At 73.5% G+C, this 21,309-nt stretch carries 19 protein-coding genes; 8 read left to right on the forward strand and 11 right to left on the reverse strand.

Annotated features, from left to right (window positions below):
• Positions 1 to 80: 80 nt before the first annotated feature.
• Entirely contained in the window at positions 81 to 983 is a 903-nt protein-coding gene (locus ACZ5D2_RS19655) for a carbohydrate kinase family protein (protein ID WP_371679061.1), read from the reverse strand.
• Positions 980 to 1,912 carry a pseudouridine-5'-phosphate glycosidase gene (locus tag ACZ5D2_RS19660; protein ID WP_371679062.1) on the reverse strand — a complete coding sequence of 311 codons (933 nt, stop codon included), beginning with the start codon at positions 1,910 to 1,912 and terminating at the stop codon, positions 980 to 982. Before ACZ5D2_RS19660 ends, ACZ5D2_RS19655 begins: the two co-directional genes overlap by 4 nt.
• 270 nt (positions 1,913 to 2,182) lie before the next feature.
• On the opposite strand from ACZ5D2_RS19660, the gene ACZ5D2_RS19665 reads away from it, so the two are divergent.
• Positions 2,183 to 2,563 carry a cupin domain-containing protein gene (locus tag ACZ5D2_RS19665; protein WP_371679063.1) on the forward strand — a complete coding sequence of 127 codons (381 nt, stop codon included), beginning with the start codon at positions 2,183 to 2,185 and terminating at the stop codon, positions 2,561 to 2,563.
• Here ACZ5D2_RS19665 and ACZ5D2_RS19670 read toward each other — a convergent pair.
• The 3 genes from ACZ5D2_RS19670 to ACZ5D2_RS19680 form a co-directional block, all read right to left on the reverse strand.
• Positions 2,553 to 3,929 (reverse strand): MFS transporter, encoded by a 1,377-nt coding sequence (locus ACZ5D2_RS19670; protein WP_371679064.1) that lies wholly within the window; start codon positions 3,927 to 3,929, stop codon positions 2,553 to 2,555. The genes ACZ5D2_RS19665 and ACZ5D2_RS19670 overlap by 11 nt on opposite strands.
• Positions 3,930 to 4,196: 267 nt before the next feature.
• Complete coding sequence (locus ACZ5D2_RS19675; RefSeq protein WP_371679065.1) at positions 4,197 to 4,760, reverse strand: methylated-DNA--[protein]-cysteine S-methyltransferase; 564 nt, start codon at positions 4,758 to 4,760, stop codon at positions 4,197 to 4,199.
• 44 nt (positions 4,761 to 4,804) lie between these two features.
• Complete coding sequence (locus ACZ5D2_RS19680) at positions 4,805 to 5,725, reverse strand: glycerophosphodiester phosphodiesterase (RefSeq protein WP_371679066.1); 921 nt, start codon at positions 5,723 to 5,725, stop codon at positions 4,805 to 4,807.
• 200 nt (positions 5,726 to 5,925) lie between these two features.
• Here ACZ5D2_RS19680 and uvrB point away from each other — a divergent pair, with 200 nt between their 5' ends.
• From uvrB to ACZ5D2_RS19700, 4 genes are all read left to right on the forward strand, one after another.
• The gene (gene uvrB / locus ACZ5D2_RS19685) at positions 5,926 to 8,091 is read left to right on the forward strand and encodes an excinuclease ABC subunit UvrB (RefSeq protein ID WP_371679067.1); all 2,166 of its coding nucleotides are present in this window, start codon (positions 5,926 to 5,928) and stop codon (positions 8,089 to 8,091) included.
• A gap of 88 nt (positions 8,092 to 8,179) precedes the next feature.
• Entirely contained in the window at positions 8,180 to 8,758 is a 579-nt protein-coding gene (locus tag ACZ5D2_RS19690; protein ID WP_356221145.1) for a TerD family protein, read from the forward strand.
• A gap of 58 nt (positions 8,759 to 8,816) precedes the next feature.
• Positions 8,817 to 10,868 (forward strand): TerD family protein, encoded by a 2,052-nt coding sequence (locus ACZ5D2_RS19695; RefSeq protein ID WP_371679068.1) that lies wholly within the window; start codon positions 8,817 to 8,819, stop codon positions 10,866 to 10,868.
• Between the two features lie 261 nt (positions 10,869 to 11,129).
• A complete protein-coding gene (locus ACZ5D2_RS19700; RefSeq protein WP_371679069.1) occupies positions 11,130 to 12,119 on the forward strand; it encodes a TerC family protein in 990 nt (329 codons plus the stop codon).
• Here the strand turns inward: ACZ5D2_RS19700 and ACZ5D2_RS19705 are convergent.
• The 3 genes from ACZ5D2_RS19705 to ACZ5D2_RS19715 all read right to left on the reverse strand — a co-directional run bounded on the left by ACZ5D2_RS19705 (position 12,116) and on the right by ACZ5D2_RS19715 (position 15,007).
• Positions 12,116 to 13,504, reverse strand: coding sequence for an MFS transporter (locus tag ACZ5D2_RS19705; protein WP_371679070.1), 1,389 nt, complete (start codon positions 13,502 to 13,504; stop codon positions 12,116 to 12,118). The two genes, ACZ5D2_RS19700 and ACZ5D2_RS19705, sit on opposite strands and share 4 nt — an antisense overlap.
• Positions 13,505 to 13,631: 127 nt before the next feature.
• Entirely contained in the window at positions 13,632 to 14,288 is a 657-nt protein-coding gene (locus ACZ5D2_RS19710; RefSeq protein ID WP_371679071.1) for an MBL fold metallo-hydrolase, read from the reverse strand.
• A 26-nt stretch (positions 14,289 to 14,314) separates the two neighbouring features.
• Positions 14,315 to 15,007, reverse strand: a complete 693-nt coding sequence (locus ACZ5D2_RS19715) for a maleylpyruvate isomerase family mycothiol-dependent enzyme (RefSeq protein ID WP_371679072.1) — start codon at positions 15,005 to 15,007, stop codon at positions 14,315 to 14,317.
• A gap of 188 nt (positions 15,008 to 15,195) precedes the next feature.
• Here ACZ5D2_RS19715 and uvrA point away from each other — a divergent pair, with 188 nt between their 5' ends.
• Positions 15,196 to 18,198, forward strand: a complete 3,003-nt coding sequence (gene uvrA, locus ACZ5D2_RS19720) for an excinuclease ABC subunit UvrA (RefSeq protein WP_371679073.1) — start codon at positions 15,196 to 15,198, stop codon at positions 18,196 to 18,198.
• 154 nt (positions 18,199 to 18,352) lie between these two features.
• On the opposite strand, the gene ACZ5D2_RS19725 is transcribed toward uvrA, so the two are convergent.
• Positions 18,353 to 19,003, reverse strand: a complete 651-nt coding sequence (locus ACZ5D2_RS19725; RefSeq protein WP_371679074.1) for an NAD(P)-dependent oxidoreductase — start codon at positions 19,001 to 19,003, stop codon at positions 18,353 to 18,355.
• Positions 19,004 to 19,070: 67 nt separating this feature from the next.
• On the opposite strand from ACZ5D2_RS19725, the gene ACZ5D2_RS19730 reads away from it, so the two are divergent.
• Positions 19,071 to 19,676, forward strand: coding sequence for a TetR/AcrR family transcriptional regulator (locus ACZ5D2_RS19730; protein ID WP_371679075.1), 606 nt, complete (start codon positions 19,071 to 19,073; stop codon positions 19,674 to 19,676).
• On the opposite strand, the gene ACZ5D2_RS19735 is transcribed toward ACZ5D2_RS19730, so the two are convergent.
• Positions 19,666 to 20,547, reverse strand: a complete 882-nt coding sequence (locus ACZ5D2_RS19735) for a carbohydrate kinase family protein (RefSeq protein WP_371679076.1) — start codon at positions 20,545 to 20,547, stop codon at positions 19,666 to 19,668. The genes ACZ5D2_RS19730 and ACZ5D2_RS19735 overlap by 11 nt on opposite strands.
• An 83-nt stretch (positions 20,548 to 20,630) precedes the next feature.
• On the opposite strand from ACZ5D2_RS19735, the gene ACZ5D2_RS19740 reads away from it, so the two are divergent.
• Positions 20,631 to 21,062 carry a Rieske (2Fe-2S) protein gene (locus tag ACZ5D2_RS19740; RefSeq protein ID WP_371679077.1) on the forward strand — a complete coding sequence of 144 codons (432 nt, stop codon included), beginning with the start codon at positions 20,631 to 20,633 and terminating at the stop codon, positions 21,060 to 21,062.
• Here ACZ5D2_RS19740 and ACZ5D2_RS19745 read toward each other — a convergent pair.
• The gene (locus ACZ5D2_RS19745; RefSeq protein WP_371679078.1) at positions 21,049 to 21,219 is read right to left on the reverse strand and encodes a hypothetical protein; all 171 of its coding nucleotides are present in this window, start codon (positions 21,217 to 21,219) and stop codon (positions 21,049 to 21,051) included. The genes ACZ5D2_RS19740 and ACZ5D2_RS19745 overlap by 14 nt on opposite strands.
• Positions 21,220 to 21,309: the final 90 nt, after the last annotated feature.

The raw sequence follows: 21,309 nt of genomic DNA on the forward strand, positions 1-21,309 counted from the left end.
GGCGGGGTCGGTGCCGGGGCGGGGTGCCGTCCGTCCGTGACCGCAGCTGCCGTCCTGTCCGGTCCCGGTGCCGGCCGGGGTCAGGGGCGGCCGCCGATGCGGGTGACCGCCTCGGCCGCCGCGCGGCAGCCCGCCCGCGCCGCTTCCGCCGGGTCGGAGCCCGCGAGCCGGGCCGCGAGGAAGCCGCCGGTGAAGGCGTCGCCGGCACCGGTGGTGTCCACCGCCTCGGCGGGCTCCGCCGCGACCTCCGCGGTGATCCGGCCCGCCTCGGCGACGAGCGCCCCGCCCGTGCCCCGGGTCACCACCACGAGCGGCACCCGCCGGCTCAGCTCCTCCGCCGCCCGAGCCACCCCGGCCGGCTCCGGCAGCCCCGCCAGCAGCCGGGCCTCGTCCTCGTTCGGCAGGAGAGCGCCGACCCCCGCCACGGCGGCCATGAACCGCTCGGGACCGAGCGCGGCCAGGAACCCCGCCGAAGCGGGGTCCACGCTGACCGGCACCCCCCGCGTACGGGCCGCCCGCAGCGCGACCAGGGCCAGTTCCCGGCTGCTGTCCGCGAAGAAGAGGTAGCCCGACAGGTGCAGGTGCGCGGCGCCGTCCAGCAGCGCGGGCGCCCAGTCGGCGGGGCACAGCCGCAGCGAGGCCCCGCTGTCGGTCAGGAAGGTCCGCTCCGCGTCCTTGCCGACCAGGGCCACCACCGTGCCGGTCGGTTCCGCCGGGTCCACCACCAGCCGCGGCCGCACCCCCGCGTCGACCAGGGCCCGCTCGTGCCAGCGCGCCGATTCGGCGCCCACCCGCGCGAGGAGGCGTACCTCGGCCGTCCCCGTGCGGGCCGCCCAGCAGGCCGCGTTGGCGCCCGCGCCGCCCGGCAGGGTGCGGATCCTGGCGGCGGTGTCAGTGGCCGGAGCCAGAGGCTCCGGATGTATCGCCACCACGTCCGTGACCACGTCGCCGACGACCACCAGCGCCCCCGGTGCCGCCGTCATGCGCGGGCCGCCCAGGCCCCGGCGATCCTCGCCCCTAGCCGCACGTTGCCCCGTACCGCGGCCAGGTTGGCCTCCAGCGAGGCCCCGCCGGTCGCCCGTACCAGGAAGTCCAGCAGGAACGGGGTCACCGCCTGCCCCGCGATGCCGCGCTCGCGGCACTCGGCGAGCGCCTCCGCCAGGACCCGGTCGTGCAGCCGCGGATCCAACTGCTCGGCCTCCGCCACCGGATTGGCCACCAGCAGCGCCGACTCCGTTCCGCCGAGGGCGTCCTGGGCGGCCATCACCGCCGCCACCTCCTCGGGCCGCTCCACCGTCCAGTCGACCGGCTCGCCGGAGTCGGCCAGGTAGAACCCGGGGAAGCGGCGCGTCCGGTAGCCGAGGATCCCCACGCCCAGGGTCTCCAGCCGCTGGAGGGTGGCCGGCACGTCCAGGATCGACTTCACCCCCGCGCACACCACCGTGATCCGGGTCCGCGCGAGGAGCGCGAGATCGGCCGACTCGTCCTGGGAGCGCGTCCACTCGCGGTGTACGCCGCCCAGCCCGCCGGTGGCGAACACCCGCAGCCCCGCCCGCGCGGCCAGCAGGGCCGTCGCGGACACGGTCGTCGCACCGGTCGCCCCCGTCGCGAGGGCCGGGGCCAGATCCCGGTGGCCGAGCTTGCGTACGCCCTCACCCGCGGCGATCCGCTCCAGACGGGCCTTGTCCAGGCCCGCGTGGGCCACCCCGTCCAGGACCGCGACCGTCGCCGGAACCGCGCCCTCCGCCCGGACCAGGGCCTCCAGTTCCAGGCCCACCTCCAGATTGCGCGGGCGCGGCAGCCCGTGCGCGATGATCGTCGATTCCAGGGCGACGACGGGCCGGCGCGCGGCGAGCGCCTCGCGCACCTCTTCCGACAGGACCGGGACCTCGGATGCTCTGTGCAGTGGCATGTCCCCATCCATGGCACGGGATTCGCGCCCCCAAACGCGCCGTCCGAGCTCCGGCGCGAACCCGTCCCGCGGAGCGGCCCCGCGGGCGGCGGCGCGGTCGCCGCCCCGCAGTGTCCCCGCGGATCCGCCCGGCCGCGGGAGCGCCCGTACCGCTCTGGCCGAAAAGGGGCGGGTGCCGCTTGCGCTCGACGGAGTGACGCGTCCGCCGCGTGCACGCTGGACGCTCTGGCCACCCCCCGGCCCGGGAGAGCCGGATTAGGCTGGCGCGCCATGAGCACCAGTGATCACACCGCCCCCGCCCCCGCCTCCTTCGCCGTGTCCGTCGCGGACGTCCCCGACTCCGAACTGGAGGTCGAGGACCTCGACCCGGCACAGGTCGTCTCCGGCACCCCCGTGGTGACGGGCAAGGTCCTGTGGGAGGCCGAGGACGGCTCGCAGATCCGGGGGATCTGGCAGATCACCCCGGGCGTGGTCACCGACACGGAGGCCAACGAACTGTTCGTCGTGGTCGGCGGACGGGCCACGATCGAGGTGGAGGGCGGAGCGACCCTGGAGGTCGGACCGGGCTCCGCGTGCGTGCTCCGGGAGGGCGACAGGACCACCTGGACCGTGCACGAGACGCTCCGCAAGGCCTACCACATCAGCTACTGACGCCCTTCGCGGGCGCCGGACGCACGGGGTGGCGCCGGGCGGTGAACAGGGCGAGCGCCGCCATCGGCAGCAGCAGCGCGGCGCCGATCGCGTTGAGCCAGCCGTAGCCCGCCTGGGACATGACCAGCCCGGCCGCCGCTCCGCCGATCCCGGCGGAGGCGTTCATGGTCAGGTCGCTCAGTCCCTGTACGGCGGCCCGCGCGGGCTGCGGCACGGAGTCGGTCAGCAGCGCCGATCCGGAGACCATCCCGGCGGACCACCCGAGGCCGAGCAGGAAGAGGCCGGCCGCGCTCTGGGCGTGGTTGCCCCCGGCGGTGCCGGCGAGCAGCGCGGCGAGCGAGAGCAGTCCGGCGGCCAGTCCGATCACGGAGAGCCGGCCGAGCCGGTCGGCGAGCCACCCCATGACGGGCGAGAAGGCGAACATGCCGGCGATGTGCCCGCTGATGACCAGGCCGACCAGCTTGAGGCCGGCGCCGTGGTGACCGAGGTCGACGGGGGTCATCACCATGATCGAGACCATCGTGGTGTGGGACACGGCGACGGTGAGCAGCGCGAGGCGGGCGCGTGGGGAGGCGCGGACGGCGCTGAACCCGGCGCGCAGCGAGCGGCTCTGACGGGACTGCTCATCGGGGCCGGCCAGTGCCCGTGCCGTCAGCAGCGGGTCCGGCCGCAGGAACACGGCGATCAGCGTGCCGGTGAGGACGAAGACGGCGCCGGCCCAGACGAAGGGGCCCGCCGTCTGGGGTATGGAGGTCCCGGCGAAGCTGTCGCTGGCGGGGGCGGAGAGGTTGGGGCCGAGCACCGCGCCGACGGTGGAGGCCCAGACGACCACGGAGATGGCGCGGGCCCGCCGGTCGGGCGGTGCGAGGTCGGCGGCGGCGAAGCGCGCCTGGAGGTTGGCGGAGGACGCGGCGCCGAAGGCGGCCATGCCGAGCATGAGCAGCGGGAAGCTCTTGACGGAGGCGGCCAGGACGACGAGGGCCGCCCCGAGGGTGCCGATCGCGTAGGCGACCACCAGCCCGGGGCGGCGTCCGCGCGCGGTCATCAGGGCGGCGAGCGGGAGCGAGACCAGGGCGGTGCCGATCACCGCGGCCGTGGAGGCGAAGCCGGACATGGCCTCGGTGCCGCTGATCTCGGTGGCCAGCACGGGGGCCAGGGCGATGCTGATGGGCACGCCCAGGCCACCCAGCATCTGGGCGGCGATCAGCACCCCGGAGATCCGGCGCTGCAGCCGGGGCAGGTCGGCGGCGTCGACCGGCCCGCCGTGCCCGGCCCCGGCGGCACGGGACGCGGGGGAGGCGCCGGGGGTCGCGGGAGAGGTGTCCGGCGCTCCGCGCCCGGGGGGCGTCCCGGGGGAGGAGGTCACGCCCGACACCCCCGTCGCGGGTACGCGGTGGGCGGCACCGGGGCGGGCACGTACGCGGAGGGGCCGGTTGCGGCGGCAGGAGGGGTCACCGCCGCAGTGTCCCACCCGCCACCGCCCGGGGGAACCGGGTATGCGGGCGCGGGGACCGGCGGAACGCGCAGGTCAGGACGTTGGCGGAAGGGGAGGTCGGGAGGGGGCGGAAGAGGGGGCCGGGAGGGGGGCCGGGAAGGGGCTGCACAGCGGCCGGTCGGGCCCCCGGGAGGCGGGTCAGAACAGGGGCTGGGGGAGGAACCCCTCCAGGGCGAGCAGGATCCGCTTGGTCTCCACGCCGCCGCCGAAGCCCCCGATGCCCCCGTCGTTCTCCACGACCCGGTGGCAGGGCACGACCACGGGCAGCGGGTTCGACCCCATGGCGTTGCCCACGGCCTGGGCCGCCCCCGGCTGCCCGACCCGGGCGGCCAGCTCCCCGTACCCGACCACCGATCCGTAGGGCACGGAGCGGTCGAGCTCCCGCAGCACCTGGCGGTTGAAGCCGGAGCTGAGCCGCCAGTCCAGCGGCAGCTCGAAACGCCGCAGGGTGCCGGCGAAGTACGCGGCGAGCTGGCGCACCGGCTCGGCCAGCAGCTCCTCCTCGCCCGGAGCCGGCCGCCGGGCGTCGGCGCCGAGCCGCGAGACGAGCGGGCCGATCATCCGGTCGACCCGCTCCGGCGCGGCGTGGAACTCGACCCGGACCAGACCCTCGGGGGTCGCGGCCAGGAGGAGGGGGCCGATGTCGCTGGGGACGACGGTCCATTCGAGGTGCGGCCCGCGGGGCCGCTCGCTGGTGTCCACGCCCCCACGGTACGGCGCCCCGCCGACAGTCCCGCCGCTGCCGGTCAGAATCCGCCGACCGCCTCCCGTACGACGTCGGGCGCGTTCGTGATGACCCCGTCCACCCCCATCTCCCGCACCTTGCGGGCCGTGGCCGCGTCGTTGACGATCCAGGTGTCCACCTCCATGGCCTTGCCGTGGGCGCCCCGCAGCCCGTGCACGGCCTTCACCCAGTCCGCCGAGATCGTGGTGTACGACGGGTTGATCCGGTCGGTGAACTCGGCGTACTCCGGCAGGTCGGCCACGCTCGGAGTGCCCAGGAGGGCCGTGACCAGGTCGGGCCGCAGCCGGTGCACGGTGCGTACGGAGTCGGCGCTGAAGCTCTGCACCACCAGGCGCTCGGCCACGTGCCGCTCGTCGAGCCAGCCCAGCTCGTCGAGCAGTTCCAGCGTCTGCTCCTCGATCCCCGGGTACAGCTCCGGCTTCTTGATCTCCAGGAGCAGCCGCTGCTGGTTGTCCTGGACCCGGTCCATGTACTCCCGCAGGGTCGGCACCCGGGCGCCCGCGAACTGCGGGCCGAACCAGCTGCCCGCGTCCAGCCGGGCGATCTCCGCCGCCGTGAAGTCCTTGACCGCCCACGGCTCGCGGCCCGGGAACACCTGCTCGACATCGGTCGTACGGGCCAGCGTGTCGTCGTGGATCACCACGAGCTCGCCGTCCCGGGTCCGCTGGACGTCGTTCTCGACCCAGGCGAAGCCCATCCACATGGCCCGGTCGATCGCGGCGACGGTGTTCTCCGGGGCGTACGCCGAAGCCCCCCGGTGGGCGTACACGACGGGGCCCAGGAACCGCTTCTGCGCGGTGGAGGGGGCGACGGGCGTGCCGGGGGCGCCGGAGGCGGCGGACGACGCCGTCCCGCCCAGCAGGCCGAGGGCGAGGCCCAGGAAGGCGGCGGCCGCGGCGGCGGCGGGTCGGACGACGTGCATGTGCGATCTCCTCGGGTCGTGAGGCCTGCTCTCGCCTCAAACGGGCGCGGCGCCCCGGACGTTGCGGGGGCGGCGCCCGCCGTGCACTGACGGAGGGGTTCCACGGCGATCATGGGGTTGACGATCACGGCCCCGCCACCGAACTACGACAAACGGACCAGACCGCGCTGACTGTCGGTGGGGGGCCGTACGGTTGACCCATGCGGCCCGTATCGAAGATCGAACGCACGGTGGCGCCTTTCGAGGTCGTCAGCCCCTACCAGCCCAGCGGCGACCAGCCGACGGCCATCGCCGAGCTGGAGAAGCGCATCCGTGCAGGTGAGAAGGATGTCGTCCTGCTGGGTGCGACCGGCACGGGCAAGTCGGCCACCACGGCCTGGATGATCGAGAAGCTCCAGCGCCCCACCCTGGTGATGGCCCCGAACAAGACCCTGGCCGCCCAGCTGGCGAACGAGTTCCGCGAGCTCCTGCCGAACAACGCCGTCGAGTACTTCGTCTCGTACTACGACTACTACCAGCCCGAGGCGTACGTACCGCAGTCGGACACCTACATCGAGAAGGACTCCTCGATCAACGAGGAGGTGGAGCGGCTGCGCCACTCCGCGACCAACTCGCTGCTGACCCGGCGCGACGTGATCGTCGTCGCCTCCGTGTCCTGCATCTACGGCCTCGGCACCCCGCAGGAGTACGTCGACCGGATGGTCCCGCTCAAGGTCGGCGAGGAGATGGACCGCGACCAGCTGCTGCGCCGCTTCGTCGACATCCAGTACACGCGCAACGACGTGGCCTTCACCCGCGGCACCTTCCGGGTGCGCGGCGACACCATCGAGATCTTCCCGGTCTACGAGGAACTCGCCGTCCGCATCGAGATGTTCGGCGACGAGATCGAGGCCCTGTCCACCCTGCACCCGCTGACCGGTGAGGTCATCAGCGAGGACCGCGAGCTCTACGTCTTCCCCGCCAGCCACTACGTCGCCGGCCCCGAGCGCATGGAGAAGGCGATCACCGGCATCGAGGCGGAGCTCGCCGAGCGCCTCGCGGAGCTGGAGAAGCAGGGCAAGATGCTGGAGGCCCAGCGGCTTCGCATGCGCACCACCTACGACCTGGAGATGATGCGCCAGATCGGGTCCTGCTCCGGCATCGAGAACTACTCGCTGCACATGGACGACCGCGAGCGCGGCTCCGCGCCGAACACCCTCATCGACTACTTCCCCGAGGACTTCCTCCTCGTCATCGACGAGTCGCACGTCACCGTGCCCCAGATCGGCGCCATGTACGAGGGCGACGCCTCGCGCAAGCGGACCCTGGTCGACCACGGCTTCCGGCTGCCGTCCGCGCTCGACAACCGGCCGCTGAAGTGGGAGGAGTTCCAGGAGCGGATCGGCCAGACGGTCTACCTGTCCGCCACCCCGGGCAAGTACGAGCTCTCCCGCGGCGACGGGTTCGTCGAGCAGATCATCCGCCCCACCGGTCTGGTCGACCCCGAGGTCGTGGTCAAGCCCACCGACGGGCAGATCGACGACCTGGTCCACGAGATCCGGCAGCGGGTCGAGAAGGACGAACGCGTCCTGGTCACCACCCTCACCAAGAAGATGGCCGAGGACCTCACCGACTACTTCCTGGAGCTCGGCATCCAGGTCCGCTACCTGCACAGCGACGTCGACACCCTGCGCCGCATCGAGCTGCTGCGCGAGCTGCGGGCCGGCGAGTACGACGTCCTGGTCGGCATCAACCTGCTGCGCGAGGGCCTCGACCTGCCCGAGGTGTCGCTGGTGGCGATCCTCGACGCCGACAAGGAGGGGTTCCTGCGCTCGGGGACCTCCCTCATCCAGACCATCGGCCGCGCCGCGCGCAACGTCTCGGGCCAGGTCCACATGTACGCGGACAAGATGACCCCGGCGATGGAGAAGGCCATCGACGAGACGAACCGGCGCCGCGAGAAGCAGATCGCCTACAACACGGCGAACGGCATCGACCCGCAGCCGCTGCGCAAGAAGATCAACGACATCGTCGCCACCATCGCCCGCGAGGAACTGGACACCGAGGAACTGCTCGGCACCGGCTACCGGCAGGCCAAGGACGGCAAGGGCGCCAAGGCGCCGGTGCCGGCGCTCGGCGGCAGGGCGGCCGCGGCCGTCGCCGGGGGCAGGGCGGGCAAGGGCGCCAAGGGGGCGAAGGGCGCGCAGGCGGCCGAGGTGCTCACGGACCGGCCCGCCGCCGAACTGGCCGCGCTGATCGAGCAGATGACCGAGCGGATGCGCGGCGCCGCGGCCGAGCTCCAGTTCGAGGTCGCGGCCCGGATCCGGGACGAGGTGGGCGAGCTCAAGAAGGAGCTCCGGCAGATGAAGGAAGCGGGTCTCGCCTGACCCCGGGGCGGTCAGTAGGGTTGGGACACAGCCGCAGTTACACGCTGCGCGCCCGTCGGTCGGGCGGGCTACGGAGAGGGGACAGCGCGTGACGGTCAACATGACCAAGGGTCAGGCCATCAGTCTGCAGAAGTCGGACGGCGGCACGCTGACCGCGGTCCGGATGGGCCTCGGCTGGCAGGCGGCCAAGCGTCGGGGCCTGTTCGGCTCGCGGACCCGGGAGATCGACCTCGACGCCTCGGCGGTGCTCTTCGCCGACAAGCAGCCCGTGGACGTGGTGTTCTTCCGGCACCTGCAGAGCGACGACGGCTCGGTGCGCCACACCGGAGACAACCTCGTCGGCGGCGCGGGCCAGGGCGGGGACGACGAGGCCATCCTCGTCGACCTCCAGCGCGTGCCCGTGCACATCGACCAGATCGTCTTCACGGTGAACTCCTTCACCGGCCAGACCTTCCAGGAAGTGCAGAACGCCTTCTGCCGCATCGTCGACGAGACCAACGGCCAGGAGCTGGCCCGCTACACCCTCGACGGCGGCGGCCAGTACACGGCGCAGATCATGGCGAAGGTGTCCCGCGAGGGCTCCGGCTGGAAGATGACGGCCCTCGGCAACCCGGCCAACGGCCGGACCTTCCAGGACCTGATGCCGGCGATCCTGCCGCACCTGTAGCGGTACCGGGCAAGAGCGCCACGGAACAAGAGAAGAAGGCACGGGGGAGGGCTGCACGATGACGGCCGAACTGGTCCGGGGGCAGAACCACCCCCTGTCCCGCAATCGGGTGGAGATCCGGGTCTCGGCCGGCACGGCCGTGCTGGCCCTGGCCGTCACCGGCGACGAGGCGGGCCGGCCGGCCGGTCCCGGGGCCCTGGCGCATCCCGGGGCCCGGGCCCTGCCGGGCCTGGAGGTCCCGGACCGGGTCGGCGACCGCCACCGGTTCACCGTCGACCTCGACGCGGTCGGGGCGGCCGTCCACCGGGTCCGGGTGCTGCTGGTGCTGCCGCCCGGCGGGCCCGCGCGCTTCGGCGCGGTCGCCGCCCCGCACGCGGCCGTGGCCGAGCCGGAGGGCGCCGAGCTCGCGGCGTACACCATCACCGGCCTCGGCTCCGAGAGCGCCGTCGTGGCCCTGGAGCTGTACCGGCGCCAGGGCGCCTGGAAGGTCCGGGCCGTGGGCCAGGGCTACGCCGGCGGCCTCGGCGCGCTCCTGGCCGACTCCGGCCTGACCGGCCCGGCCGCCGACGAGCTGACGGCCGCCGCCCTGGGCCTGACGGCCTCCGGGGACATCACCCTGGCCACCCTGCCGACCGGGGCCGCGCCGACCGTCCCGCACGGGCTGCGGACCCCGCAGGACGCGGCGCCGGGCGCCCCCGGGGGGCCCGCCGCGCCGGCCCCGGAGCCGCCGGACCCGCTCCCGGTCTCCGGCACCCCCTACGCGGGCACGCCCGGTCCGGTCCCGCCCGGCCCCGTCCCGTCCTCCGGGCCGTCCGGCGCGGACACCGTCGGCGGCCCCACCGGGGCGAGCGCCGGGGCGGCGGCCGCCGCCGGGGGCCCGCCGACCATCGACTACGCCCACCCGCGCCGTCGCCGCACCAGCGCCGAAGCCCCCGAGCCGGCCCCCCGCCCCGAACCCGCCGACCCGGGGCAGCCGCCGCGTCCCGTCGCCGGGGACGCCAGTGGCTGGTCCATGGACGAGCGCCTCTACAACCAGGTCTGGGGCATGTTCGAGGACCTGGCCCGCACCGTGGCCGCCTACCGCGGCGCCGTCGACTTCGCCGACTCCCGCCTCGACCGGGAGCTCGACGAGGCACTGTCCGACCCCCGGGGCCGGATCGACGGCTCCGCGAACGCCGCCCGCGACACCGCCCGGGCCCGCCGCGACGACCTCGTGGCCCAGGCCCGCGCCGTCCTCGACCGCGACCTGGCCCAGCTCACCGCCGAGGCCGAGGTGGTGGAGCCCGCGCTGCCGCCCGCCTACGCCCGCTGGGCCGCTCCCGTCTGGCACGGCCGGAGCACACCCGCCGAGGCCCCGCTGGCGCTGCGCCTGGGCGATCTGAGCCTGCCCGAGCGGCCGGAGCTGCGGATCCCCATGCTGATGCGGGTCCCGCTGGAACGCGGCCTGTGGATCGACAACGGCCGCACCGGCTCCGAGGCGGCCATGACCATGGACACCGACCGGCTGCGCCGCGCCGCCATGGACATGGCCGTCGCGCACGCCGTGCGGCTGCTCGCGGTCCACCCCGCCGACGCCCTCTCCGTCCATGTCGTCGACGCGGCCGGGGCGGGCGCCGCCTCTCTGGCGCCGCTGGTGCGCGCCGGGGTGCTGGCCGCGCCGCCGGCGGCGGGGGCCGAGGGGGTCACCCGGACCCTGGAGCGGCTGACCCGGCGGGTGGACCTCGTACAGATGGCGCTGCGCGCGGGGGCTCCGGAGGACCTGCCGCCGGACGTGGACCGGGCCGAGCAGCTGCTGATCGTGCACGACTTCCCGCACGGCTTCGACGACCGCGCCGTCACCCGGCTGCGCTACCTGGCCGACGAGGGCCCGGCGGTCGGCGTGCACCTGCTGATGGTCGCGGACCGTGACGAGGCCTCCGCCTACGGGCCGCTGCTGGATCCGCTGTGGCGCTCGCTGATGCGGCTCTCGCCGGTGCCGGACCACCACCTCGCCGACCCCTGGGTGCAGCACGCCTGGACCTTCGAGCCGGACCTGCCGCCGCGGGGCAGCCGGGTCCTGGAGCAGACGCTGGAGCGGATCGCGCAGGACCGGAGGTCCGCCCGGCGGTGAGCGGCCATGACCGGCGGCTGACCACTCCTTGGTTTTCTCTTTACCTTTGACCCCCTCCGCGGGTACCCTGGCATCTGCGGAGGGGAGTATTCCTGCTATTTCCTGCGCGGCGTACCCGTCAATACGGACCACTGCGGTCGTGTGAACGCAGTCGGTCCCGGGGCGCCGGCCCCGCGGCCGCCGGGCCGCCCGGGTGGAAGAGACCTCCGGCAGCGATGACGCTGACCCAGTTCTGAGCCATCCGCCGGAGGCGTGAATACCGTGGACGTTTCGTTGACCCTATGGGTGCTGACCATCGTCGGTCTGGGCATCCTGATCGGCGCCGATTTCTTCATCGGCCGCAAACCGCACGACGTTTCCGTCAAGGAGGCGGGCATCTGGACGGTCGTCTGGATCGTCCTGGCCGCCCTCTTCGGCCTGGGGCTGTTCCTCTTCGGCAACGGCCAGGCCTCCCAGGAGTTCTTCGCCGGCTTCATCACCGAGAAGTCCCTGAGCGTGGACAACCTCTTCGTCTTCGTCCTGATCATGGCGAAGTTCTCGGTGCCCTCCCACCTCCAGCAGCGCGTCCTGCTCGTCGGCGTACTGATCGCCCTGGTCCTGCGCGCGGTGTTCATCGCCGCCGGCGCCGCGATCATCACCAGCTTCGCCTGGGTCTTCTACATCTTCGGCGCCTTCCTCATCTACACCGCCTGGAAGCTGATCCAGGAGGCCCGCAAGGACGAGGAGGAAGAGGAGTTCGAGGAGAACCGCCTCCTCAAGTCGATCGAGGCCAGGTTCGGCGTCGCCGACCGCTATCACGGCACCAAGCTCTTCATCCGTGAGAACGGCAAGCGGATCCTGACCCCGCTGATGGTCGTCATGCTCGCCATCGGCACCACCGACGTCCTCTTCGCCCTGGACTCGATCCCCGCGATCTTCGGCCTCACCCAGGACCCGTACATCGTCTTCACCGCCAACGCCTTCGCCCTGATGGGCCTGCGCCAGCTGTACTTCCTGATCGGCGGCCTGCTCAAGAAGCTGGTCCACCTCAGCTACGGCCTGTCCGTCATCCTCGGCTTCATCGGCGTCAAGCTGGTGCTGCACGCCCTGCACGAGTCCGGGGTGCACGTCCCGCAGATCTCCATCCCGGTCTCCCTCGGCGTCATCTGCGGTGTCCTGGTGATCACCACCATCACCAGCCTGGTGGCCTCGAAGAAGCAGGCGGCGGCCGAAGCCGCCGCCGACCCGCGGACCCGGAGCGTCGACGCCTAGCCCAGGCGCTCCGACGGGGCCTGGACGGGGGCGGCCGCTTCGGCCGCCCCCGTTCCCGTGTCCGCGCCCAGGCCCGGACCCGCGCCCGTGCGGAGCACCGCGGGGTTCGTCTCCGGGAGCAGCGCGAAGCAGGCCAGGCTCGCCAGGCAGACCAGCGTCAGGTACACCGCGACGCCCCAGGGCGGCCCGGAGCCCTGCGCCAGGGCCGTCGCCACGACGGGCGTCAGCGCGCCGCCCAGCACCCCGCCCAGGTTGTAGCCGACGGCCGCGCCGGTGCAGCGGATCCGCGGGGCGTACAGCTCGGGCAGGTACGCGCCCACCACCGAGAAGGCCATGATCATCCCGAACAGCGCCACCACGCAGCCCAGCGTGATCAGCAGCGGCTCCCCGGTGCGCAGCAGGGCCGTGAACGGGAACATCCACACCGCGCAGACCGCGCTGCCGGCCAGGCACAGCGGACGCCGCCCCCAGCGGTCGCCGAGCACCGCGAGCAGCGGGGTGGCCAGGCCCTGGACCAGGACGGCGGCCATCACGCAGGCCAGCATCACGGTGCGGTCCACGCGCAGGTGCCCGGTCGCGTACGAGAGGGACCAGGTGGTGACCGCGTAGAAGACGGCGTACCCGAACGCCATCGCCCCGCCGGTCAGCAGCAGCAGCCGCCAGTGGCCGCGCACGACCTCGGTCAGCGGGGCCTCGGCCCGCCGGCCCGTCTCGGTGAGCGCGCGGAACTCCGGGGTCTCCTCGACGGACCGCCGCAGCCACAGCCCCGCCAGTGCCAGCAGCCCCGCGCCCCAGAACGGCACCCGCCAGCCCCAGGCGCTGAACTGCGCGTCGGTCAGGGCCGCCGAGAGCGCCAGCACCAGGCCGTTGGCCAGCAGGAAGCCGACCGGCGGGCCCATCTGGGGGAAGCTCGACCACAACCCGCGCCGCCGCTCCGGGGCGTGTTCGGCGGTGAGCAGCACCGCCCCGCCCCACTCGCCGCCGAGTCCGAGCCCCTGCAGGAAGCGCAGCAGGAGCAGCAGCGCGGGCGCGGCGATGCCGATGGAGGCGTACGGGGGCACGCAGCCGACGGCCACCGTGGCGACGCCGGTGAGCAGCAGCGAGCCGAGGAGCACCGGCCGGCGGCCGTAGCGGTCGCCGACGTGGCCGAAGACGACGGAGCCGAGGGGGCGGGCGAGGAAGCCGATGCCGAAGGTGCCGAAGGCCGCGAGGGTGGCGGCCAGCGGGGAGAAGGCGGGGAAGAACAGCGGGCCGAGGACCAGGGCGGCGGCCGTGCCGTAGGCGAAGAAGTCGTAGAACTCGATGGCGGTGCCGGCGAGCGAGGCCGAGGCGATCCGCGCCATCGAGGGGGAGGAGCCGGGGGAGGGGACGGGGTGTTGTTGCATGGTGCAGCAACTACCCCGCCCCGCCCCTCGGGACGGGCGTTCGGTGATCATCGACCGGAAGGAGTGCACGTCCGGCCGGTGTTGACCCGGGCGCCGAGCCCGGCGCCGAGCCCGGCGCCGACCCGGATCACCAGCCGCGTTCGCGCCACTCGGCCAGGTGCGGGCGCTCGGTGCCGAGCATGGTGTCGTTGCCGTGCCCCGGGTAGACCCAGGTCTCGTCCGGCAGCTGCTCGAAGAGCTTGTGCTGGACGTCGTCGATGAGGCTGGCGAAGGCCTTCGGGTCGTCGTGGGTGTTGCCGACGCCGCCCGGGAAGAGGCAGTCGCCGGTGAACACGTGCGGGTGACCGTGCGGGTCGTCGTAGATCAGCGCGATCGAGCCGGGGGTGTGGCCGACCAGGTGGCGCGCGGTCAGCTCGACCCGGCCGACCGTGATCTTGTCCCCGTCCCCGACCGGCACGTCCGTGGCGACGGGGATGCCCTCCGCGTCGAGGGCGCCCGCGTACGTCCGGGCGCCGGTGGCCTCCACGACGTCCGCGAGGGCGCCCCAGTGGTCGCCGTGCCGGTGGGTGGTGACGACGGACGCGATGCCGTCGTCGCCGATCAGGTTGATCAGCGTGTCCGCCTCGGCGGCCGCGTCGATCAGCAGCTGCTCGCCGGTGGCCCGGCAGCGCAGCAGGTACGCGTTGTTGTTCATGGGGCCCACGGCGACCTTGGAGATCATCAGGTCCGCGAGTTCGTGCACGTCGGCAGGGCCGCCGACCTTCACCGCTCCGCTGTACGTCATGTCGTTGATCCTAAGGGTGTGCGGTCCTAGAGCGGGGGGAGCTCGGGCAGGCCGTCGCCGGCCTCGACGGCGAGATGGGCGCCGCGCAGACCGCGCCCGGCGAGCCAGCCGAGCAGCTCGGCCGTGGGGCCGGAGAGGGTCACCGGGGTGCCCTCCGTGCCGCCGGTGTGCCAGACCAGGCCGGGCGCGGCCTCCAGGGTCACCGGCGGGACCTCCGGGCGGCCGGACCAGCGGTCCGCGAGGAAGGCGATCTCCCGTTCGGTGAACTCGCCGGAGAGGTCGGTGAGCTCGTAGCCGATGTTCAGGTCGACGTGGTGCAGCTCGACCTCGACCAGGCGCCGGAACGGCACGTTGGAGGCGAGGTCGGTGACGCCGTTGCGCAGCTCGACCGTGCGCGACCAGTCCTGGGCGGGCTCGGTCGTGGCCAGGAAGCGGGCGCCGGAATCACGGAGGTCCGTGAGGTGTTCTTCCAGGGGCCTGCCGGCGTCGCGCTCGATGTCCGCGTCGCGGGCGGTGCCGCTCTCGTACATGGGGCGGCCCTCGAAGACGTTCACGAGGGCGTCCGCGTTGCGTGCGAGGTGGGCCAGGACGTGGCCACGCGTCCAGCCGGGGAGGTGTGACTCCTCGGCGAGGGCGGCGTTGTCCAGTTTCGCGACCGCGTTCAGCAGCCGGTCCGTGGCTTCACGTACAGATCGCAGGTCGTGCACATGATCAGTCATGGAACCGAGCCTAGTGGCCCGGGGGCCCGCGCCACACGATCGGGTGAAGCGGTACCGGGAGTGCCGTAAATCGAATGTGCGTGCTATACGCTCGGAAGTCCAGACCCACTCCGTCGCAGAGGCGCCCCCCATACCCTGGATAGCCGGGGCCCGTGCCCCCGCTTCTCTCAAGAAAGGTGCGGACCGGCGTGACCGACCGTCTCATCGTTCGTGGCGCTCGCGAGCACAACCTGAAGAACGTCTCGCTCGACCTGCCCCGCGATTCACTCATCGTCTTCACCGGACTCTCCGGCTCGGGCAAGTCCTCCCTGGCCTTCGACACGATCTTCGCCGAGGGCCAGCGCCGCTACGTCGAGTCGCTCTCCTCCTACGCCCGCCAGTTCCTGGGGCAGATGGACAAGCCCGACGTCGACTTCATCGAGGGCCTCTCCCCGGCCGTCTCGATCGACCAGAAGTCGACCTCGCGCAACCCCCGCTCCACCGTCGGCACCATCACCGAGGTCTACGACTACCTCCGCCTGCTCTTCGCCCGCATCGGCAAGCCCCACTGCCCCGAGTGCCGCCGCCCGATCTCCCGGCAGTCGCCGCAGGCGATCGTCGACAAGGTCCTCGCCCTGCCCGAGGGCAGCCGGTTCCAGGTGCTGTCGCCGCTGGTGCGCGAGCGCAAGGGCGAGTTCGTCGACCTCTTCGCGGACCTCCAGACCAAGGGCTACAGCCGGGCCCGGGTGGACGGCCAGACCATCCAGCTCTCCGAGCCCCCCACGCTGAAGAAGCAGGAGAAGCACACCATCGAGGTGGTCATCGACCGCCTCACCGTCAAGGACAGCGCCAAGCGCCGGCTCACCGACTCCGTCGAGACCGCGCTGGGCCTCTCCGGCGGCATGGTCATCCTGGACTTCGTCGACCTCGCCGAGGACGACCCCGAGCGTGAGCGGATGTACTCCGAGCACCTCTACTGCCCCTACGACGACCTCTCCTTCGAGGAGCTGGAGCCCCGCTCCTTCTCCTTCAACTCCCCCTTCGGCGCCTGCCCCGAGTGCACCGGCATCGGCACGCGCATGGAGGTGGACCCGGAGCTGATCGTCCCGGACGAGGACAAGTCCCTGGACGAGGGCGCCGTCTCGCCGTGGTCGCTCGGGCACACCAGGGACTACTTCCAGCGGCTCGTCGGCGCCCTCGCGCAGGAGCTGGGCTTCCGTACGGACATCGCGTGGGCCGGGCTGCCGCTGCGCGCCAGGAAGGCCCTGCTGTACGGGCACAAGACGCAGATCGAGGTCCGCTACCGCAACCGCTACGGGCGCGAGCGCGCGTACACCACCGCCTTCGAGGGGGCCGTTCCCTTCGTCAAGCGCCGGCACGCGGAGTCCGAGAGCGACGCCAGCCGGGAGCGCTTCGAGGGCTACATGCGCGAGGTGCCCTGCCCGACCTGCGAGGGGACCAGGCTCAAGCCGATCGTCCTCGCGGTGACGGTGATGGAGCGGTCCATCGCCGAGGTCGCCGCCATGTCGATCAGCGAATGCGCGGACTTCCTGGGGCGGCTGACCCTCGACGCCCGCGACCGGAAGATCGCCGAGCGGGTCCTCAAGGAGGTCAACGAGCGGCTCCGCTTCCTCGTCGACGTCGGCCTGGACTACCTGTCGCTGAACCGCGCCGCCGGCACCCTCTCGGGTGGTGAGGCCCAGCGCATCCGCCTCGCGACGCAGATCGGATCCGGCCTCGTCGGCGTGCTCTACGTACTCGACGAGCCGTCCATCGGCCTGCACCAGCGGGACAACCACCGGCTGATCGAGACGCTGGTGAGGCTGCGGGACATGGGCAACACCCTGATCGTCGTCGAGCACGACGAGGACACCATCAAGGTGGCCGACTGGGTCGTCGACATCGGCCCCGGCGCCGGCGAGCACGGCGGCAAGGTGGTCCACAGCGGTTCGCTCAAGGAGCTGCTGAAGAACTCCGAGTCGATGACCGGGCAGTACCTGTCGGGCAAGCGGTCCATCCCGGTGCCGGACGTCCGCCGTCCCGTGAACGGGGAGCGCAGGCTCACCGTGCACGGCGCCAAGGAGAACAACCTGCGGGACATCGACGTGTCCTTCCCGCTGGGCGTGCTCACCGCGGTGACGGGCGTATCGGGCTCCGGCAAGTCGACGCTGGTCAACGACATCCTGTACACGCACCTGGCCCGCGAGCTCAACGGCGCCCGGTCGGTCCCCGGCCGGCACACGCGGGTGGACGGCGACGACCTCGTCGACAAGGTCGTGCACGTGGACCAGTCGCCGATCGGCCGCACCCCGCGGTCCAACCCGGCGACGTACACGGGCGTCTTCGACCACGTGCGCAAGCTCTTCGCTGAGACGATGGAGGCGAAGGTGCGCGGCTACCTGCCGGGCCGCTTCTCCTTCAACGTCAAGGGCGGCCGGTGCGAGAACTGCTCCGGCGACGGCACGATCAAGATCGAGATGAACTTCCTGCCGGACGTCTACGTCCCCTGCGAGGTCTGCCACGGCGACCGCTACAACCGGGAGACGCTGGAGGTCCACTACAAGGGCAAGTCCATCGCGGAAGTCCTGAACATGCCGATCGAGGAGGCGCTGGACTTCTTCGAGGCCGTGCCGACGATCGCGCGGCACCTGCGCACGCTGAACGAGGTGGGTCTGGGCTACGTCCGGCTCGGACAGTCCGCGCCGACCCTGTCCGGCGGCGAGGCGCAGCGCGTGAAGCTGGCGTCGGAGCTGCAGAAGCGGTCGACGGGCCGGACGGTGTACGTCCTGGACGAGCCGACGACCGGTCTGCACTTCGAGGACATCAGCAAGCTCATCAAGGTGCTGTCGGGCCTGGTGGACAAGGGCAACTCGGTGATCGTCATCGAGCACAACCTGGACGTCATCAAGACCGCGGACTGGGTCGTCGACATGGGCCCGGAGGGTGGCTACGGCGGCGGGCTCGTCGTCGCCGAGGGCACCCCCGAGCAGGTGGCGTCCGTGGGCGCGAGCCATACGGGCAAGTTCCTGCGGGACATCCTCGGAGCGGACCGGGTCTCGGACGCGGCGGAGCCGCCGGCGCGGACGGCGAAGAAGGCGGCGCCCGCGAAGAAGGCCGTCGCGGCGAAGAAGACGGCCGCCGCGGGGACGAAGACGGCCGCCGCCAAGAAGGCGGCCCCGGCGAAGAAGGCGACGCGCGCCCGCAAGGCGTAGCAGCCGTAGCGGGCAACGGCGGAAGCCCGCCGTGCGGGGGCGAGCCCCCCGCACGGCGGCCGGGGCCGACCCCTCCCCCGAGCGGGTCGGCCCCGGTGGCGCTGCCGGCGTACGGCCGCCCACCGGGGGATGCCGGGACGGACGGCCCGCCGGGTCAGGCGGCGACGCCCACGGCGTGGCACTCCGTCGACGGGTCGGTCAGGGTGCTCAGCAGGGCGTCCGCCACGTCCGCGCGGGCGATGACCTTGCCGCCGGGCACATTGGCGTCGAGGGCGCGGCGGTAGCGGCCCGTGTGCGGCCGGTCCAGCAGGCGCGGCGGCCGGACCACGGTCCACCGGAGCCCGCTCGCGCGCAGGGTGTCCTCCATGACCGCGAGGTCCGCGTACAGGTCGCGCAGGGCCCGGCGCAGCGCCGGGTAGAGCACCGCGCGCAGGAACAGGCCGTCCCCCGGGGAGTCGGGCCCGAGCGGGGCGGCGCTGACCGCCGACAGCCGGGTCACGCCCGCCCGGTCCATCGCGGAGACGACCGCCCGCAGGGCCGGCCCGGTGACCGGGCGGAGCCGTGCCTGCTTGTTGCCCGCGGCGCCCAGCGCGGAGACCACCGCGTCCCGCCCGGCCAGGACCGGGACCAGCGCGTCCTCGTCCGTCAGGTCGGCCACCACCGCCACCCGGAGCCGGTCGTGCGGCGGGACGTCCAGCCGGGCCGGGTCGCGGACGACCGCCGTCACCCCGTGGCCCGCCGCCAGGCCCTGACGGACGACCTCGCGGCCGACGCCGCCGGTGGCTCCGAACACCGTGAGTTCCATCGTGACCCCCTGGCCGAACCATGGTGGGTGAGTATTTACTCACCCCTGTCTCCATTAGAGTGAGTGAATGCTCACCCCGAAGTCAAGCCGGCCCACCCCCGAGCGTCTCCTGGACGCGGGTGAAACCCTCATGCGCACCATCGGCCTCGCCAACACCACCACCAAGGCGATCGCCCGCGAGGCGGGCTGCTCGGAGGCCGCGCTCTACAAGCACTACGCCAACAAGGAAGAGCTGTTCGTCCGCGTCCTGATGGAGCGCACCCCCAACGCCGGTCCGCTCATGACCGCGCTCACCGCAGGGCCGGGCGAGGGGACCGTGGAGGAGGCGCTCACCGACATCGCCCGGCACGCCGCGCTCTTCTACGCCGACGCCATGCCCCTGGCGGCCTCGCTCTTCGCCGAACCCGTCCTGCTCAGCCGCCACCGCGAGGGCGTCCGGGAGATCGGCGCGGGCCCCCACGTGGTGCTGGAAGCCCTGGAGGGGCGGCTGGTCCGGGAACGGGACGCGGGCCGGCTCCGGGACGGCGCGGACCCGCGCGCCGCCGCGGCCCTGCTGCTCGGCGCCTGCTTCCAGCGGGCCTTCTTCCTGCACTTCTCCGGGGTCGAAGCGGTCCAGCCGGTCGAGGAGTTCGCCCCCGCGATCGCCCGCACCCTGTGGGCCGCTATCGGCTGAGCCCCAGCTCCGCCGCGTACGGGGGCTCGGCGCCCGCCCGCGTGCAGGTCAGCGCGGCGGCCCGCGCCGCGAAGTCCAGGACGGCCGGCCAGTCCACCGGGCCGGCGGCGCCCGCGAGCCGGTGCAGCAGGGCCGCGTTGACCGTGTCCCCGGCTCCGATGGTGTCGGCGACGGTGACGGGGCGGGCCGCGGCGCCGTACTCCTCGCCCTCCGCCGTCCACACCGTCAGCCCCGCCGCGCCCCGGGTCAGCACCACCGCCGAGGGCCCGGCCGCCAGCCAGTCGCCGATCCGGCCGCCCAGCCAGGCGGCGTCCTCCTCCGACAGCTTCAGCACCGACACGTACGGCAGCCAGCCCAGGAACCGCTCCCGGTAGGCCGCCGGGTCGGCGATCAGCGCCGGGCGGATGTTGGGGTCGAGCAGGGTCAGCAGCCCGCGCCGCGACTCCCGCCGCAGCAGGGCCTCGTAGGCGCTCGCACCGGGCTCCAGCACCATCGAGCACGTCCCCAGCGCGAGGGCCCGTACGCCCGGCGGCAGCGAGGGCGGCAGGGCGAAGAGCCGGTCGGCGGTCCCCTCGGTGTAGAAGCGGTACGCGGCCGAGCCGTCCGGGCCCAGCGAGGGCACGGCCAGCGTGGTCGGCTCGGGGCCGCGCTGCACGAGCGAGAGGTCCACCCCGGCGGCCCGCAGTCCGGCGAGGAGGCCCTCGCCGAAGCCGTCCGACGACACCCGGGAGCAGAAGGCCACCCCGGCGCCGAGCCGGCCCAGGGCCAGCGCCGTGTTGTACGGCCCGCCACCGGGCCGGGGCAGCAGCGCCCCCGGCGGCTGCGCGACGGGCACCAGGTCGATCAGGGCTTCTCCACCGACGACGATCACGCGGGGGAAAGTACCCCATCGGGCGCCGGTATCGTCGGGTGGGCCCGGCCCCGGGCACCGCACCCTCGCGCCAGGAGAACCGCATGTCCGCGTCGCAGCCCGCCGCCCGCCGTACCGTCCTCAAGGGCGCCGCAGCACTCGCCGGGGCCGTGGGCGCAGGGGCGACGCTCTCCGCCTGCTCCACCGCGACCGACAGCGGCGCGGGCAGCCCGGCCCTGCCCAAGGAGCCGGTCGAGCTGGGCCCCGTGGCCGACGTCCCCGTGGGCGGCTCGAAGCTGTTCCGGGAGCGCAAGGTGGTCGTCAGCTGCCCGGCGGAGGGCCAGTACAAGGCCTTCAGCGCCCAGTGCACGCACGCCGGCTGCGTCCTGGACAAGATCGTCGAGGGCGAGGGCAACTGCCCCTGCCACGGCAGCCGTTTCGACGTGACCACCGGCAAGGTGCTGCGCGGCCCGGCGAACGACCCGCTCCCGGCCGTCCCGGTCAAGGCGGAGAACGGCAAGCTCATCGCCGGCTGAACCGGCCGCGCCCCTGGGACCGCGCCGAGTCCGGGAGGGGCCGGGCGAAGGGGTCGGCCAGGGTGCGGGCGAGGAAACGGGCGTCCAGCGGGGCCAGTACGGTGCGCAGCTCGCGGGCGGCGCGGGGCGGGAGTGCCCGGCACGCGGCCTCCAGCACGGCCCGTACCCCCGCTCCCGCGAAGGGATCGCAGCACGGACAGACCCCATCCACGGCGTACATGGCCCACGGCCCGGGTGCGCGGGCGAG

The sequence above is a fragment of the Streptomyces sp. NPDC031479 genome, from assembly GCF_055581065.1.